12 protein-coding genes are annotated in these 16406 nt (G+C 44.5%); 4 read left to right on the top strand and 8 right to left on the bottom strand.

The genetic code is table 11. From position 1 onward, the window contains the following. Positions 1-8 precede the first annotated feature (8 nt). Genes narI through KJ365_RS10530 form a run of 4 tightly spaced genes read right to left on the bottom strand, consistent with a single transcriptional unit; the run spans position 9 to position 6755 of the window. On the bottom strand, positions 9-689 hold the full coding sequence (gene narI, locus KJ365_RS10515; RefSeq protein WP_214451613.1) for a respiratory nitrate reductase subunit gamma: 681 nt from the start codon (positions 687-689) through the stop codon (positions 9-11). A 2-nt stretch (positions 690-691) separates the two neighbouring features. After that, on the bottom strand, positions 692-1432 hold the full coding sequence (gene narJ / locus KJ365_RS10520; protein WP_214451614.1) for a nitrate reductase molybdenum cofactor assembly chaperone: 741 nt from the start codon (positions 1430-1432) through the stop codon (positions 692-694). Continuing rightward, the gene (narH, locus tag KJ365_RS10525) at positions 1432-2964 is read right to left on the bottom strand and encodes a nitrate reductase subunit beta (protein WP_214451615.1); all 1533 of its coding nucleotides are present in this window, start codon (positions 2962-2964) and stop codon (positions 1432-1434) included. Before narH ends, narJ begins: the two co-directional genes overlap by 1 nt. Before the next feature lie 2 nt (positions 2965-2966). Continuing rightward, a complete protein-coding gene (locus KJ365_RS10530; RefSeq protein WP_214451616.1) occupies positions 2967-6755 on the bottom strand; it encodes a nitrate reductase subunit alpha in 3789 nt (1262 codons plus the stop codon). Between the two features lie 288 nt (positions 6756-7043). On the opposite strand from KJ365_RS10530, the gene KJ365_RS10535 reads away from it, so the two are divergent. Beyond that, positions 7044-8900 carry a HAMP domain-containing protein gene (locus KJ365_RS10535; protein WP_250884159.1) on the top strand — a complete coding sequence of 619 codons (1857 nt, stop codon included), beginning with the start codon at positions 7044-7046 and terminating at the stop codon, positions 8898-8900. A 23-nt stretch (positions 8901-8923) separates the two neighbouring features. Here the strand turns inward: KJ365_RS10535 and KJ365_RS10540 are convergent, their stop codons facing one another. Both KJ365_RS10540 and KJ365_RS10545 read right to left on the bottom strand, forming a co-directional pair. After that, positions 8924-9454: a hemerythrin domain-containing protein gene (locus KJ365_RS10540; protein WP_214451888.1), complete on the bottom strand. Its 531-nt coding sequence runs from the start codon at positions 9452-9454 to the stop codon at positions 8924-8926. A gap of 243 nt (positions 9455-9697) precedes the next feature. After that, on the bottom strand, positions 9698-11311 hold the full coding sequence (locus KJ365_RS10545; RefSeq protein WP_214451618.1) for an MFS transporter: 1614 nt from the start codon (positions 11309-11311) through the stop codon (positions 9698-9700). A 334-nt stretch (positions 11312-11645) separates the two neighbouring features. Here KJ365_RS10545 and narL point away from each other — a divergent pair, with 334 nt between their 5' ends. Genes narL through KJ365_RS17045 form a run of 3 tightly spaced genes read left to right on the top strand, consistent with a single transcriptional unit; the run spans position 11646 to position 13905 of the window. Next, positions 11646-12299 carry a two-component system response regulator NarL gene (narL, locus tag KJ365_RS10550; protein WP_214451619.1) on the top strand — a complete coding sequence of 218 codons (654 nt, stop codon included), beginning with the start codon at positions 11646-11648 and terminating at the stop codon, positions 12297-12299. A gap of 3 nt (positions 12300-12302) precedes the next feature. Further along, complete coding sequence (gene moeA, locus KJ365_RS10555; RefSeq protein ID WP_214451620.1) at positions 12303-13538, top strand: molybdopterin molybdotransferase MoeA; 1236 nt, start codon at positions 12303-12305, stop codon at positions 13536-13538. Between the two features lie 4 nt (positions 13539-13542). Then, on the top strand, positions 13543-13905 hold the full coding sequence (locus KJ365_RS17045; RefSeq protein WP_214451621.1) for a YbaN family protein: 363 nt from the start codon (positions 13543-13545) through the stop codon (positions 13903-13905). Between the two features lie 5 nt (positions 13906-13910). Here the strand turns inward: KJ365_RS17045 and nrdD are convergent, their stop codons facing one another. Together nrdD and nrdG are read right to left on the bottom strand one after the other, a co-directional pair. After that, positions 13911-15728 carry an anaerobic ribonucleoside-triphosphate reductase gene (gene nrdD / locus KJ365_RS10565; protein ID WP_214451622.1) on the bottom strand — a complete coding sequence of 606 codons (1818 nt, stop codon included), beginning with the start codon at positions 15726-15728 and terminating at the stop codon, positions 13911-13913. Continuing rightward, positions 15715-16185: an anaerobic ribonucleoside-triphosphate reductase activating protein gene (gene nrdG, locus KJ365_RS10570; RefSeq protein ID WP_214451623.1), complete on the bottom strand. Its 471-nt coding sequence runs from the start codon at positions 16183-16185 to the stop codon at positions 15715-15717. Before nrdG ends, nrdD begins: the two co-directional genes overlap by 14 nt. Positions 16186-16406 lie beyond the last annotated feature (221 nt).

A 16406-nucleotide genomic window follows, 5' to 3' on the forward strand; every position in this document is an offset into this window, starting at 1 on the left:
TTGGTAGCTTAACGCTGTCTCACTACTTGGTAGCTTCTAAGTACATACTGCACTGGTACACTCCAAATATGTACTAAGCGGCTGAATGGGAATAACACAAACAAAGTTATGCCTAGCGTTACGTGCATCTTATATAACCAGTGTACCGAGGAGATATATTCTACAGCCTCAGCAGGTCTAAAAGTTAAGGTATAACGCGACCAGCTCATTAGGTTATACATAACTGACCCATCCATATGACCAGTCGAGATAACAATAGTGAGCATACCAATAATTAGCTGCAGGTAAATCAAGAGTAAAATACCAGTGTCCATGAGGCTGCTGTTCGCTCTTATTCTAGGGTCGAACAATCGTCTGTATACCAACATGCTTAGGCCAATAAAACATAAAATACCGAAGAAGCCACCCACGCCCATAGCAATTACCTGCTTGGCGGCCAAACTGATTCCTAGCGCGTGCCAAATCTCCCAAGGTAATACCAAGCCTGCAAAGTGCCCCAATAGAATGGCAATTATACCGACATGAAAAAGCACGCTGGCTATCCGAAAGTTTTTGCTGCTAAGCATCTGACTAGAGCCTGTCTTCCAAGTATATTGCTCGCGATCATATCGAATAAGACTACCCAAAAAGAAAATAGCCGTTGCTAAATATGGATAAATCCCAAAAAATATTGTGTCGATGATATGCATGACTAACCCCTTACACTTTCTTCGCTGCGTATGTTGTTAGCAGCATCTATAAATTGAATAGGCACATCTTGATCACGTCGTTGAGATTCAGAAGGCTTAGACGTATTGGTTGGACAACCACCATTTGTAGCATCACCGCCAAAAGTAACGGCTTCCTCTTCCCACACTTTGTCGAGGGCTTTTTTGGTGTCATCGCGTTTTTCTTCTTTTACTTGCTCGCGCAAGGCATCTAGATCGATGTCTACTTCAGACAAGTTCACTAAGGCCTGAAACAAGCTGCTATAATTACACTTTCGCTTTTCAAGCCTAACGGTGAGTAAAGCTAGTACTGGCCCAATGTCTTGCAACCATCCTTTTGCATTTTCATTCCCTTGGGTGCTGACAAACTCTAAAAATAATGGAATATAGTCAGGCAATTCACGCACGCCAATGTCAAGGCCTGCAGCTTTATATTGCTCCAGCAAGTCGACCATAGCTTGACCTCGGTCGCGGGATTCGCCGTGAATATGCTCATAAATGAGTAAAGACAGCGAACGCCCTCGCTCAAATAAACCGTCATAATCCGATTGCCAATCGAGTAAGCTATCGCCAAAGCGCTGAGCCACAAAAGCTTGCAAGGCTGTTTTATCAGACTCTGCAAGGTCTTCATTACCCGCAATATAATCACTTACATCCGCAGCGTGAGCATATAGCTCGTCGCTTGGATAATCGATGAGTCTTGAAATAAGGCTTAAAATTTTCATTAGTCGCGCACCTCTACTGGAATAACTTGACGTACTGTTTGTTTTTTACCGCCAAACAAGTCCGCTTCACTGTCGCCGCCGCTGCAGCCATTGCCGAAAGTAAAGCCACAACCAGACTTCATATCGTAAGCATCTTCCGCGTAGGCCTTATGGCTGGTTGGGATCACAAAGCGGTCTTCGTAATTGGCCAATGCCATATAGCGATACATTTCTTCAACTTGCGCTTCGGTCAAACCCACTTGGTTTAAGGCGTCTAAGTTCAATTCGCCATCGACTTGTTGTGAACGTTTAAATATACGCATTGCCATCATGCGCTCTAATGCTTTCTCTACGGGCGCTTCGTCACCAGCGGTAAGCATGTTCGCTAAATATTTCATCGGAATACGCAATGATTTTAGGTCAGGGAACACACCATTCATGGGTACCTTATTTGCAGCTACTGCATTTTGAATAGGGCTTAGAGGCGGCACATACCAAACCATTGGTAATGTTCTATATTCTGGGTGCAAAGGTAATGCAACCTTCCAATCCATTGCCATTTTGTATACCGGTGACTCTTGCGCCGATTTTAGCCACGCGTCAGGAATACCCTCTTTGCGAGCGGCTTCTTGAACACTTTCATCAAATGGGTCAAGGAAAATGTCACACTGCGCTTGATATAGGTCTTTGTCGTTTGCAACTGATGCCGCTTCTTGTACGCGATCTGCGTCATATAGCATGACGCCTAAGTAGCGAATTCGGCCTACGCAGGTTTCTGAACAAATGGTCGGTTGACCCGCTTCAATACGCGGATAGCAGAAAATACATTTTTCAGACTTACCAGTTTTCCAGTTATAGTAGATTTTTTTGTAAGGACAGCCGCTTACACACATTCTCCAACCGCGACATTTATCTTGATCAATCAAGACGATGCCGTCTTCCTCACGCTTATAAATAGCGCCTGAGGGACAAGAGGCTACGCAAGCTGGATTAATGCAATGCTCACATAAACGCGGTAGATACATCATGAAAGTTTTTTCAAACTCGCCATACATATCAGCCTGCATTTGGTTAAAGTTGCTGTCGGCCCGACGTTTTGAGAACTCAGTACCAAGAATCTCCTCCCAGTTTGGTCCCCATTCAATTTTTTCCATACGTTGACCGGTGATCAACGAGCGTGGACGGGCTACCGGTTGGTGTTTACTCTCACCCGCTTTGTGTAGATGCTGATAATCAAAATCAAACGGTTCGTAGTAATCGTCTATGCCAGGTAAATCTGGATTGGCAAAAATATTTGCGAGTATGCGCAGCTTACCGCCTTGTTTTGGCGTTAGCTTTCCATTGGCATGACGCTTCCAGCCGCCATTCCACTTCTCTTGATTCTCCCACTCTTTGGGATAACCAATACCAGGCTTAGTCTCTACGTTGTTAAACCAGGCGTATTCAACACCTTCGCGTGAGGTCCAAACATTCTTACAAGTAACTGAGCACGTGTGACAACCGATACATTTATCAAGGTTTAGCACCATGCCGATTTGAGCTCTAACTTTCATGATTAGCCCTCTACCTTATTGTTGTTAACAACACTGTTAAATTCTTCTTTGCTTTGGTCGACGCTATCATCGTCAAGCCAATCAACTTTCGCCATTTTGCGCACAATGACAAACTCATCGCGGTTACAGCCAACGGTTCCGTAGTAATTAAATCCGTAGGATTGTTGCGCATAGCCGCCAATCATGTGCGTGGGCTTCATGACCGCTCTAGTCACTGAGTTATGAATCCCGCCGCGTGTTTTAGTAAGCTCTGAGCCAGGCACGTTTACAATACGTTCTTGTGCGTGGTACATCATGCTCACCCCCTCTGGCACGCGCTGAGACACAATGGCTCTTGCCGCAATGGCACCGTTAATATTGAACACCTCAATCCAATCGTTATCCACGATGTCAGCTCTTGCTGCATCAACCTCCGACATCCACACAACAGGACCACCGCGTGACAGTGTCAGCATCAGCAAGTTGTCTGAATAGGTGCTGTGAATACCCCACTTTTGGTGTGGTGTTAAGAAGTTAAGTGCAATTTCTTTATTGCCGTTTGAGTCCTTATTCATAATGGGCTTAACGGTTTTTAAATTAATGGGTGGCTTGTATACACACATGGTTTCACCAAAGTCGCGCATCCACTCATGATCTTGATAGAACTGCTGACGACCGGTCACCGTTCTCCAAGGAATGTATTCATGCACATTGGTGTAGCCTGCATTGTAAGATACATGTTCATCTTCAAGCCCTGACCATGTGGGGGAGCTGATGATCTTACGCGGCTGAGCCTGAACGTCTCTGAAACGAATTTTCTCTTCTTCTTTCGGTTTCGCTAAATGGGTATGATCGCGCCCTGTAAACTCGCTCAACGCTGCCCATGCCTTCACGGCGACTTGTCCATTGGTTTCAGGCGCCAGTGATAAAATCATTTCTGCGGCATCAATGGCCGACTCTAGCTTCGGCCGTCCTTTATTCACACCCTCTTCTAAATGCTTATGATTTAGCTCACCTAAGAACTCCACCTCTTTTTCGGTATTCCAACTGATGCCCTTGCCGCCATTACCTAACTTTTCTAGGGCCGGACCAATAGAAGTAAAACGGGCATAAGTATTAGGATAATCACGCTCAACGACCACCATGTTAGGGGCTGTTTTACCAGGAATGAGATCACACTCACCTTTCCACCAAGCTTTTACACCAAATGGTTGGGCTATCTCCGCAGGCGTATCATGCAAAATAGGCACAGTGACTAAATCTTTCTCAACACCTAAATGCCCTTCTGCCATTTTTGAAAATGCTTTGGCGACGCCCTTAAAGATTTCCCAGTCAGAGCGAGATTCCCAAACAGGGTCAACTGCTGCACTTAGAGGGTGGATGAAAGGGTGCATGTCAGAGGTATTTAAATCATCTTTCTCATACCATGTTGCGGTAGGTAGAACGATGTCTGAATACAAACATGTGGTAGACATTCTAAAATCTAGGGTTACCAACAAGTCGACTTTACCTTCCGCAGCCTGCTTTTCGAACTTAACGTCTTCTGGCATTTTCCCGCCTTCTTCGCCTAGGTCTTTACCAAGCAAACCGTGCTTGGTGCCCAGCAAGTGACGCAGCATGTATTCATGCCCCTTACCCGATGAGCCAAGTAAATTGGAGCGCCAAATAAACATATTACGAGGGAAGTTTTTAGGGTTTTCAGGCTCCATACAAGCGAAGTCCAAGTCTCCTGATTTTAAGCGCTCTACTGCATACTCTTGAGGTGATTTTCCAGCCGCGTCTGCATCTTTACAAAGTTGTAAAGGGTTCATATTAAGTTGTGGTGCAGACGGTAACCAACCCATGCGCTCGGCGCGCGTATTGAAATCGATGATAGAACCAGACCATTTGCTCTTATCAGCAAGTGGAGAAACAACTTCGGTCATTTCTAGCTTTTCATAACGCCATTGACTGGAGTGGTTATAGAAGAACGATGTACCGTTCATATGACGTGGTGGACGCTGCCAATCCAAGCCAAATGCAAGGGGTTGCCAGCCAGTTTGTGGACGTAGCTTTTCTTGACCCACGTAGTGCGCCCATCCGCCGCCACTTTGGCCAACACAACCACACATCATTAGCATGTTGATGAGGCCACGGTAGTTCATGTCCATGTGATACCAATGGTTCATACCCGCACCCACAATGATCATAGAACGACCACGGGTTTTGTTAGCATTGTCGGCAAATTCACGAGCAATTTTAATCACCTCTGAGCGTGGTACGCCAGTGATTTGCTCTTGCCAAGCAGGAGTATAAGGAATGTCTTGATCGTAGCTTGAGGCAACGTTCGGGTCGTCATAGCCATTATCAACGCCGTAGTTTGCAATGGTTAAGTCAAACACTGTGGCGACATAGGCCTCTGTACCATCAGCAAGGGTGAGCTTTTTGGCGGGTACTTTACGCACCAAAATATCGTCATGCTCGGTGTTTTGGAAGTAGCCGAATTCATGCTCAGCGCCACCAAAATATGGGAAGCCAACCTCAACTAATTCGTCGTGAGAGCCTTTTAAACTGACGCGTAAATCAAGCTCATCACCTGACTTACCATCGGTCTGCGTAATGTTCCATTTGCCTTTTTCGCCCCAGCGATAGCCAACCGAACCTGTTGGAGAGACAAGCTCGCCATCTTTGTCGTTAATCGAAATAGTTTTCCACTCTGGGTTGTTTTCTTGGCCGAGATTCCCGTTAAGGTCAGAAGCGCGTAAGAAACGGCTTTGATGTAAAGAACCATCTTCAGCCTTTTCTAACATGACCAACACAGGGAAATCAGTGTAGCGTTTTACGTAGTCGGTGAAATACTTAGACGGATTCTCTAGGTGGAATTCTTTTAAAATGACATGACCAAAGGCCATGGCTAATGCGGCGTCTGTTCCTTGCTTCGGCGCTAGCCACTGATCGGTAAGCTTGGCCACCTCAGAGTAATCTGGCGTAATGCCGATGACTTTAGTGCCTTTATAGCGAACTTCAGTTAAAAAATGTGCGTCTGGCGTACGTGTTTGAGGTACGTTTGAGCCCCAGCAAATAATATAGTTAGAGTTATACCAATCGGCCGATTCAGGCACGTCAGTTTGCTCACCCCAAATTTGTGGTGAAGCTGGCGGAAGGTCACAATACCAATCATAAAAACTTAGGCAGTTGCCGCCAATGAGAGATAAATACCGAGCGCCCGCCGCATAAGAAACCATCGACATGGCAGGAATAGGTGAGAAGCCAGTAATACGGTCAGGTCCATAGGTTTTGGCCGTATACACGTTACTGGCCGCTATGATCTCATTGACTTCAGACCAGTTCGCGCGCACAAAGCCACCTAGCCCACGCTGCTGCTTATATTCTTTCGCTTTTTCTGGGTTTTCAACAATCGAGCCCCATGCGAGCACAGGGTCTTTATGTTCTAGCTTTGCCGCGCGCCATAACTTAACCAAGCGCTTACGAATCTTTGGATGCTTGAGGCGGTTAGCACTGTAAATGTACCAAGAGTAACTTGCCCCACGAGGACAGCCTCTAGGCTCATGATTCGGCAGATCTGGGCGGGTGCGTGGGTAATCAGTTTGCTGTGTTTCCCAAGTCACTAGACCATCTTTAACATAGATTTTCCAGCTACATGAGCCAGTGCAGTTTACACCGTGTGTAGAGCGAACGATTTTATCGTGCTGCCAGCGACGGCGGTAACCATCTTCCCAATCTCTATTTTCTTCGGTTGTTACGCCATGACCATCCGAAAACGATTCTTCTTTGCGTTTAAAAAACTGCAATCTGTCTAAAAAGTGACTCACGCCAGACTCCTTGGTTAATAAGAATGCAGCACTGAAATATCTTTCAAATAATGCTGCAAATTCAAGCTATGTCTGGATTAAAAGCCATATTTTTACGCTATACAATAGGGCTAAATGGGCATCAAACTACCTTAATACCACCAAAGAGGTAGGCGTTAATATATGCCTTTTCCTTTAGTTTAAAGGCGTATAGACTGGTGGTTCACAATTAATGATTTAAATATTTCGACCATTAGTCTTTGTAGGTATCACCTCTGACTCACACAATTTGGCCTTAGGTACATGCTTATGATGCAAAATTTTTTCCATTCCACTGTATTTAAAATTGCCGCGCTGATGTTTTCAGTAAGCTTTTTAGCAGTAGCAAGTATGTTTAGCTCTGTGTTTATAAGTGACAGTGCGCAAACTGACGCAGCATCGATAAATGTAGCCGGCTCCCTGCGCATGCAAAGCTATCGTCTGGTGAGTCATGTGCAACTGCAAGATAAATCGCCTGCGCATTTTGAGCGATTCGCCGAGCTAATAAGCGCCTTCGAAGATGACCTGACCAAAGGGATATTGGTTAACAAACAGGCTCTTATGGGTGCAAACAACTCGGAAGTACTGCTAGAACAGTTAACCACGCAGTGGTTTGGGCAAATTAAGCCCATGCTTATTGACGCTCAGAGGAGCTCTTCAGTTGATGGCGCTGAGCTTAACATTGCGACGCAAACCTTTATTGAAGAGCTCAATGAACTTGTATCGAGTTATCAAATGCACGCTGAAAGCAATATTGCAACCATCAGGCTTATTCAAAGCATCGCTTTATTTAGTACCCTGCTGCTAATCGCTTTTGCAATGATGATTGTGAATCGACATATCGATAAGCCTTTGTCTCGCCTAACCGATGTAGCAAAACAAATTGGCAGAGGGGACTTTACCGCAAGAGCTGACGAAAGTGGAAAAGATGAGCTTGCCTTGCTCGCTCGTACAATCAACAAAATGAGTGACTCTGTATACCGCTCCCGCAGTCAATTAGAGTCATTGGTAAAACAAAAAACACAAAAACTATCCCGTTCTAATGAATCTCTCGATGTGTTGTATGAGATATCGCGTCGCATGAACAACAGCGATCCAAACACGATTGATTTCAAATCACTGCTAGAACGACTAGCCAGTGTCACCGGAAACCCTGACCTAGATTTATGCATCATGACCGCACAGGGCAATGGTCCTTATGAGCATCTTGTAACCGCAAACAAAGAACTGCCAGAAAAATGCATTCGTCACCAATGCGGTGATTGTACTGAACATAATGCAATTTTCCCCAAAGCCAGCAATCAGATGCGTTATCAGCTCACTCTAGGTGAATACAATTACGGCGTATTAACGGTCAACCCCAAAGAGAGTCAGCACTTTGATGACTGGCAAAACCAACTCTTTGAATCTGTAGCCGAGCAAATTGCCAATGGGTTAAGTCGCAAGCACCGTCAAGATGAAAGCCGACGTGTGGCGTTAATGAACGAACGAACGGTCATTGCAAGAGAGCTGCACGATAGTTTAGCCCAGGCACTCTCGTATTTGAAAATACAAGTTACTCGCTTGCAACGTTTACAAAAAATGGAAAATGCACAAGAACAAATTGATTTAGTTATCAACGAGCTTAAAAACGGGTTGGGGGCGGCATACAGTGAGTTACGGGAGCTACTTACCACCTTTAGGCTTAAATTAGATGGGCAAGGCATCAAAGCAGCTTTGGAGCAAACCATAGAACAGCTCAAAACTCGCTCTGATTCATTTACCTTTACTTTGCAATACGACGTAGAAAACATACCGTTTACACCACAAGAAGAAATTCATCTATTACAAATTGCCAGAGAGGCCACTCAGAATGCTTTCTATCACTCAAAAGGGAGTGAAATCATTATCGCTATTACAAACAATACCTCATCGGAAGTTACTTTGTGCGTGACAGACAATGGCATTGGTATTCCGGGTGACCCAAATAAGCTAAATCATTATGGTTTGGCAATAATGGTGGAGCGTAGCCGAAATTTAGATGGCACGCTGAATATTGAGAAAGCCTCACCAAACGGAACTCAAGTGAGATTTAGTTTCACACCCGAATATGCTCGTGAAGAGGCGCTCTCAGCACAGAATGGATAAAAGAGTGTATGAATAAGCCGCTTTTATCTAACAAACAACACATTGTTTTCAATGAAAATATGCATATAGATGTCGTTAATAAAAGCCTGTAAACCCAAATAAAGCGCCTTCCAAGAGTTGCACGCATCTGGGTGCAACTGGATGTCGTTTGTAATTTCAAAAATGTCACTTATGTGTGATAAGTGATCATCATGCTCGCGCTTCATTACCTGAATAGGCCCAGCTGGAAGAGATAAATGCTCTTGAGCTAGCATCGGGAAAAGTACGTTCTCTTCTTTTTGCATGTGCTCTTCAAGTTCATTTTGTATTTGCACTAAATACTGGGTCAGGCCAATAGGGCAGTACTTGCTATCAACATGCGTTGTCTCAACTCTTTCTGCCAGACGAATGAGTTCAGGTAGCTGTTGCCTGTGTACATCATGAAAGCGAGTGACAATGTATTCAATAATCTGCTGTTTAGGCCATGTATCGAATTCTTGTATGTGCTCTTGCCTATCGATAATGCTTTGTAATTCGGCATAAATGCGCTCGGCATCGGCAGGCCGATTTTGCATTGCCACCCCTAAGGCTTCATGGTTCTGGGCGCAAAAGTTTATTTTATGGGCAAAAAAAACCGCCGTTGCACCTGGCAAATTTACGGCAATCTCCGAAGCGCTGGTTCGCTCAAAATTCATGATAACCTCGCTATTTATCGCCCTCTATAGAGCTAGAAGGCACAACCACTTTCAATGTTCTTTGATGCAGGGAGCATAACTATGCATGCCCCCCTTGTACGTAAAACGCTTTAACGTCATATGCTATGGGTTATAAAACTCACCGTCTTTGCGCAAATAGAACCAATAGTTAATGAGTACGCACACGCCATAAAACACCGCAAAACCTATCAGCGCCACCTCTGGTGTGGTTGCTGTTATTTGCTCACCAATCACTTTAGGGATATAAAACGCACCGTAGGCAGCAACCGCTGACGTCCAACCTAACACAGGACCAGCCTGTTCTTTTGGGAACACCATGGCGATGGTTCTAAACGTTGAGCCATTGCCTATACCAGTAGCCGCAAACAATAATAGGAATAAGACGAAAAACGGAATGAAGTACTCTTCAGGCGTAGCCGACTGATAAGCTTGCTTCATATAATAAGCAACACCTAAGGCACTGCCAATCATCACAATGGAGCACACTTGCGTCACAAAAGCGCCGCCTAATTTATCTGATATCCAACCGCCAACAGGACGAATGAGTGCACCAATAAATGGACCCATCCAAGCATACATAAGTGCACTAGGGCCATTTGCATTAATAGTATCGTGGGTCATGACCCCATCAACCATAACATGGCTATAGCCAAAGATAACCTTTATTGCCAGCGGGAAGGATGCCGCAAACCCAATGAATGAGCCAAAGGTCATAGTGTAGATAATGCTCATTACCCACGTATGTTTATTGTTGAAAATTTGATACTGACGAGTAAGGCTTTGGCCAATGGCACCCGGTAAGACTTTAAGCGCGATAACCGTAGCGGCAACAACTAGCACCAGTACAAGCTCTTTAGGCACACCAAAACCGGAGCCATTAGCGCTTTCTGGCAGCATTAACCATAAACCCACGGCGGCAATCACAAGACCAATAGTAAGCATTACCGTGATGAGTGCAAAGGATGTTAATGGGTTGCCAATATTTGGGGATACCTCTGGCGTACGGATGTTGTTCATTCCAAACCATGTTAGGAAGAATAATGGTACGAGAAGCAAGAGCCAGACAAAGCCAGCATTAGAGATATAGCTCTCGGTACCTGCAGGTATTTTACCAATAAGCGTACCCGATGCGTTAACTAACACCAGAGGGTCGCCGCTTAGCGCGCCAAAGGCAGCAAATGTCATAAATAATGGCACGACAATTTGCATGGTTGTAACACCAAAGTTGCCCAGTCCAGCGTTGAGTCCCAACGCTAAGCCCTGCTGTTTTTTGGGGAAAAAGAAGCTTATATTTGACATAGATGAGGCAAAGTTTCCTCCACCAAAACCCGACAATAGTGCTAGAAGCTGAAAATGCCACAGTGGCGTATCTGGGTTTTGCAAGGCAAATCCAGCGCCAACGGCAGGTACCATCAACAGCGCTGTAGTAAAGAACATGGTGTTGCGCCCACCACACAGCCTTATAAAAAAGCTACTAGGAATACGCAGTGTTGCGCCAGTTAATCCGGCTATTGCCATTAGGGTAAATAGCTCTGCCTTTGCAAAATCAAACCCTAAGTTGAGCATCTGCACAGTAATGATGCCCCAATATAACCAAACCGCGAAACCTGCTAATAAGCTTGGTATCGAAATCCATAGATTACGGTTAGCGATTTTTTTACCTTCTTTCTCCCAGAACTCTGTGTCTTCCGGATCCCACTTGTGTAGATCTGACATATGCATTCTCCAGTCAATGTCGTCTTCAATAAATTACATGCACTATGGTCCACACGGGCCTCACTCACAATCTGCATTGATAGGTATATCTGAGGATTATTGTAGGCAAACAAACCAAGGTAGTACTGATAAAAAACCACCTTAATTCTCTTCGAAAGCTGTCTGTAGTCCGCATCTAGTAAGGACTTGAACATGGGTAGTCAGTTACCTACTTGTAGGTAGTCGCTTTACCCCAAAGAAACTTATTGTTGATGAATATGATGATGTATAGTGGTGTCTGTAACGGTTTAATGTACGAATCGTCGCCACACACCAACGCCAAAGGAAGAACTGCATGTTTAATGATCAACCCGCGTCAATCATGATGGTAGATGACCATCCCTTATTGCGAAAGGGGCTCAATCAGCTACTTGAATTTGAAGATGATTTAACCGTTATTGGTGAGGCTTCCTCCGGCCAAGAAGCCATAGAATTAGCGCTTTCACTAGAGCCTGATCTGATAACACTTGATTTGAACATGCAAGGCATGGATGGTCTAGAAACACTGAAGATAATGCGAGACAAGGGCGTAGACTCACGCATAATCATGTTAACCGTTTCTGATAATGACGAAGATGTAGTGGAGGCTATTCGCTCCGGTGCAGACGGTTATTTATTGAAAGACATGGACCCTGAAGAACTTGTCGACAAACTAAAAGAAGCCGCGCTGGGCAAAATGGTGATGAGCGCAAAGCTCACAGAAATTCTAGCCACAGCACTTAGAAAGCCTGAACGCGCGGGTAGTCGTGCATTGGCCAGTTTAACCAGTCGAGAGCTAGAAATTCTGAAGCTAATTGCGAAAGGCATGAGCAATAAACTGATTGCTCGCGAGCTAGATATCTCCGATGGCACGGTCAAAGTGCATGTTAAACACTTTCTTAAAAAGCTCAATTTACGTTCGCGTGTAGAGGCCGCCGTATGGATGGTCAATCACCAAAACGGAGTATAAACAATGAAGTGCGGATGTGATGCGCCGGGACTAATGCCCATTGAACAAGCGAAAGATATGATTTTTCGCGCGATAACACCCATAAATGCGCGTGAGCACTGCGCGCTTCACAATGCCCTTGGAAGGGTGTTGTCTGAAGATATCGTTTCACCCATTAATGTCCCAGCCTATGATAATTCAGCAATGGATGGTTATGCGATCAGAGCAAGTGACTTGCAATTCACCGCTACCCTTAAGCAGATAGGAAAAAGCTTTGCAGGAACGGCGTTTATGGAAGAGGTGAAGGAAGGTGAGTGCGTTCGCATTATGACCGGCGCGCAAATTCCAAACGGCTCAGATACAGTGGTGATGCAAGAGAATACCAAAGCCGATGAGCTTCAAATAAGCTTCACTGGCAAGGTAAAACAAGGCGATGCTATTAGGCCTGCCGGTGATGATATAAAGCTTGGCAGTGTGGTACTGCAAAAAGGCAAACGAATCAGCCCAATTGACATTGGCTTGTTAGCTTCATTAGGCATCAATAAAGTACCTGTTGTACGCCGCCTATGTGTAGCGGTGTTTTCTACGGGTGACGAATTGTTAGCCGCCGGTGAAACGGCTAGAGAAGATCGAATCTTTGACAGTAACCGTCCAATGCTCATTGCTATGTTAGAACGTCTAGGGGCATCGGTCATTGACCTAGGCATCATCGCCGACAGTAAAGCCGATATTAAAGCAGCCTTTGAAAAGGCGAATAACCTTGCTGACTGCGTCATAACCAGTGGCGGCGTTTCTGTTGGCGAGGCTGACTACACAAGAGAAATCTTAGAAGAGTACGGCCAGATTGATTTTTGGAAGCTTGCAATAAAACCGGGCAAGCCCTTAGCGTTTGGCCGCTTAAGCGACAGCATCTTTTTTGGTTTACCGGGCAACCCAGTTTCATCGGCTGTTACTTTTGATCAAATTGCCGCCCCCGCACTTGCTTATTTGGCTGGAGAATCAAGCCCGGTGACAGTGCCACTGAAAGCTGTGGCAAAAAGTGCAATGAAAAAGCGCCCAGGCAGGACAGACTATCAAAGAGCATATTACTATGCCGACGACTCGGGGGAGCTTTGCGTCACGCCTAGTGTTTCCCAAAGTTCAGGAGTACTCTCTGGTTTTAGCGATAGCAATTGTTATGCGGTGCTAGAAAATGTGCGCGGCGCAGTGTTAGAGGGTGAATCGGTAAACATTTTACCTTTTAGCACTCTCGTCAAGTAGCCTAATGCGGCGCGGGTTCCTCTTATGTTTAGGCTGGTTATTTTTCGCGCTAGCTGTTATCGGCGTAGCTTTACCCTTAGTCCCCACTACGCCATTTTTATTGTTAGCAGCCTACTTTTTTTCACAAAGCTCTGACCGGGTTCACCAGATGCTAATGAACAATGCGTATTTTGGTCCAGTGATAAGCGATTGGCACACTAATCACATAATACGGCTCAAGACCAAATGGATTGCGAGCGTTTTAATGCTTATCATGATTTCCTACCCGCTGATTTATATGATTAACAACTATTGGGTTAGAGGACTTGTAATAAGCATCATATTGGCCGTGTTAGGATTTATTTGGTCCAAGCCGAGCGCAATTTAACCTTACTAAACCTTATATGCCTCGTCGGGTGATGCACTATACTCCTTAGTTTGTCGATGATAGTGGCGTATATCATGCTCATGTCGTCTACCTTTACTAAATGCAGAGACTCGCTTCAAGTAGCCAATCACACGCGTGCCATAATCAATATCTTTTGAATTACATGCGCTACAAGCAGATAAAGTACGTTTATCGATATGCTCGCACTCATTGCATATGGTAATTTTTACGTTAATACAAAAGTAGTTACAACCCGCTTGAGCTGCGATGTTTAAAATCCGCAGTGCGTTTTTTTCTGTTAAGGTTTCTTCTAAATTGACATGAAGCGCAGATCCACCATCGAGATAGCGCGTCATTTCATGCCCATGCATGAAAAATTTATCGAGATGATTAATACCCGCATTTTCAACGGCATAAAAATATGAGTTATAACAGTCTCGCGTGACCCAAAATCCATCTTCTCGATCCCATTTGGCATTTTTTACACCGAGGTTTTCCGCCGGCACAAACTCAGTGTTGAACATATATCCATATTCTTTGGTAGCGCGCTTATTGGCGTCGTAAATGGTTCTTAAATGTTGCTGAACAAAGTGCTTATAGTCGTTATTATTATCGACACGAATGCCTAAAAATTCGGCGGCCTCGACCATGCCATTTATGCCAATAGTAAGATACTGTTTTTTTAAATCAATGAAACCCGCGCTATACACAGAAAGCGCGCCTGCTGTTAAATACTCCTCAACGAGCGCGCGATAAGCAACTTGATACTTTTGAATATTCTCAACCGTCTTCTTAATGTCCATACCTTTCTGAATGAGTCGATTCATATTCATGGTAATGACATTAATCGAGCCTGTAGAAACGCCACCGGCACCTAAACTGTATGAAAAGGTATTGTCTGAAATTTCATTACGCAAGCGACAACATGATGCCAGAGAGTCTGGGCTGTCAGATTGATACACAAAAAATGACGCGCCTTGACTCATTGAGCGAGCGCACATTTGCGCAAAGGCTGCATCTTTAACTGCTCCATTTTCCGTCAGCATTGCAGCGGTAACGACTGGAAATGTCAAAATAGCTTTGCTTCTTTCTTGGGTAAACCAGTCAACAAAAAAGCCTTGAAGTTTTTCGATACTTTGCCACTTAGGAGCGGTCATATCAGGAAACACAAAACCTCCAAACATGGCGTCAAAGTAATACTTGTCGTATAAGGATATATTCCAAAATACGCTTTGGTAACCTCTGGCGGCTGCGGGCTGGTTAATCGCATAGACCACATGTTGTAGATGATTTTCTATCTCTTTTTTATGCGTGGTCAGATACTCGTTGCCAAGATCTTTGCGCGCAAAATAATCGAAGTACATTAAAAACTCTACTGTCGCAATGGCGCCAGCAAATTGTGCACTAATGGCAAAAACTAAGTTCACAAAGCTGCCACAAAATGATGACAGATGCTGCGGGGCTTTCGATTCGCCGCCAAGTTTGGTTAAGCCATCTAACAAGAACGGATACATGGTAATAGATGCACAATAGGGTTTTAAGCTCGTTTCGTCGTGCACATATATTTCATGTTGACGAATTTGTCGCTCATATTCTTTAGCCAACGGGGCGCCAAAAAGCGTTTGTATTTTTTGTTTGACCGACGCACGATTAACTTGAATAAAGAAGTCTTTCATAAGCTCAGCTTCTAAAGTAGCAATATTTTTACTCGTTACGTTAGCGTTTGCGTCTAAAGTCGCGCCATCGGCGGCATTGTCGGCTCCTAGATAGTTAGCAATGAAATCTAGCTTATGATTAATGTGTTCTTGATTAAGTGGTAGCATTGAGTGAAGACTCCTGAAATTTAATGTTTAATACTTGCTCATTTGCAAGCTCTATAAAGCGCTGATTAGTGTTGGGGTTTTCAAGTCCACCTAGCGTGCGAATATATGGACCTGTTTTTATATAAGTAAGTAAACTTTTAAGTGTGTCGGGTACGTCGTTAAGACCCGTATATAAACAGGTACTCATGCCGCTTTCACGTGCTTTTTTTAGTTTTGAACATAGTGCTTCTAAGCACCATTCTCCGCCGAAGAACAGCACACAGCTCACATATTGAGAGTACTGAGTTAGGTAACGGTTAAAGCGTTCATCACTCAGATGCGTACCTGCAGTGCTTGGCCAAGTATCTTTGCTATGACAGCCTTTACAACGTAAAGGGCAACCAGTAATGGTAAAGCACAAGCTAATATGATCTGGGACTTCTTGAAATAAAACCTGGGGCTCGAAAGAGTTAAACATTAACACTCCAAAACACTATATGTAGTGTTTTTATACTCTTAGAACACAACATGTAGTATGATCTGGATCAAAGTTTCACCTCTTAAAATGCGATTAAATGGTGGGTTTTCCCACAAAGCCGAGACGCCAATGACTTAGGGATTTTAAAACAATCAAGGGACGCAGAGCGCGCTAGAGGCAAGTGCTAATGTGATCGCTTATGCGATAAGGACATACAACAA

The sequence above is a fragment of the Glaciecola sp. XM2 genome, assembly GCF_018595715.1.
Taxonomy (GTDB): domain Bacteria; phylum Pseudomonadota; class Gammaproteobacteria; order Enterobacterales; family Alteromonadaceae; genus Glaciecola.

What these genes read in the sequence shown, in the direction of transcription:
- narI (WP_214451613.1), bottom strand. Translation starts at nt 689, where the DNA reads ATGCATATCATCGACACAATATTTTTTGGGATTTATCCATATTTAGCA.
- narJ (WP_214451614.1), bottom strand. Translation starts at nt 1,432, where the DNA reads ATGAAAATTTTAAGCCTTATTTCAAGACTCATCGATTATCCAAGCGAC.
- narH (WP_214451615.1), bottom strand. Translation starts at nt 2,964, where the DNA reads ATGAAAGTTAGAGCTCAAATCGGCATGGTGCTAAACCTTGATAAATGT.
- KJ365_RS10535 (WP_250884159.1), top strand. Translation starts at nt 7,044, where the DNA reads ATGATGCAAAATTTTTTCCATTCCACTGTATTTAAAATTGCCGCGCTG.
- KJ365_RS10540 (WP_214451888.1), bottom strand. Translation starts at nt 9,454, where the DNA reads ATGCAAAATCGGCCTGCCGATGCCGAGCGCATTTATGCCGAATTACAA.
- KJ365_RS10545 (WP_214451618.1), bottom strand. Translation starts at nt 11,311, where the DNA reads ATGTCAGATCTACACAAGTGGGATCCGGAAGACACAGAGTTCTGGGAG.
- narL (WP_214451619.1), top strand. Translation starts at nt 11,646, where the DNA reads ATGTTTAATGATCAACCCGCGTCAATCATGATGGTAGATGACCATCCC.
- moeA (WP_214451620.1), top strand. Translation starts at nt 12,303, where the DNA reads ATGAAGTGCGGATGTGATGCGCCGGGACTAATGCCCATTGAACAAGCG.
- KJ365_RS17045 (WP_214451621.1), top strand. Translation starts at nt 13,543, where the DNA reads ATGCGGCGCGGGTTCCTCTTATGTTTAGGCTGGTTATTTTTCGCGCTA.
- nrdD (WP_214451622.1), bottom strand. Translation starts at nt 15,728, where the DNA reads ATGCTACCACTTAATCAAGAACACATTAATCATAAGCTAGATTTCATT.
- nrdG (WP_214451623.1), bottom strand. Translation starts at nt 16,185, where the DNA reads ATGTTTAACTCTTTCGAGCCCCAGGTTTTATTTCAAGAAGTCCCAGAT.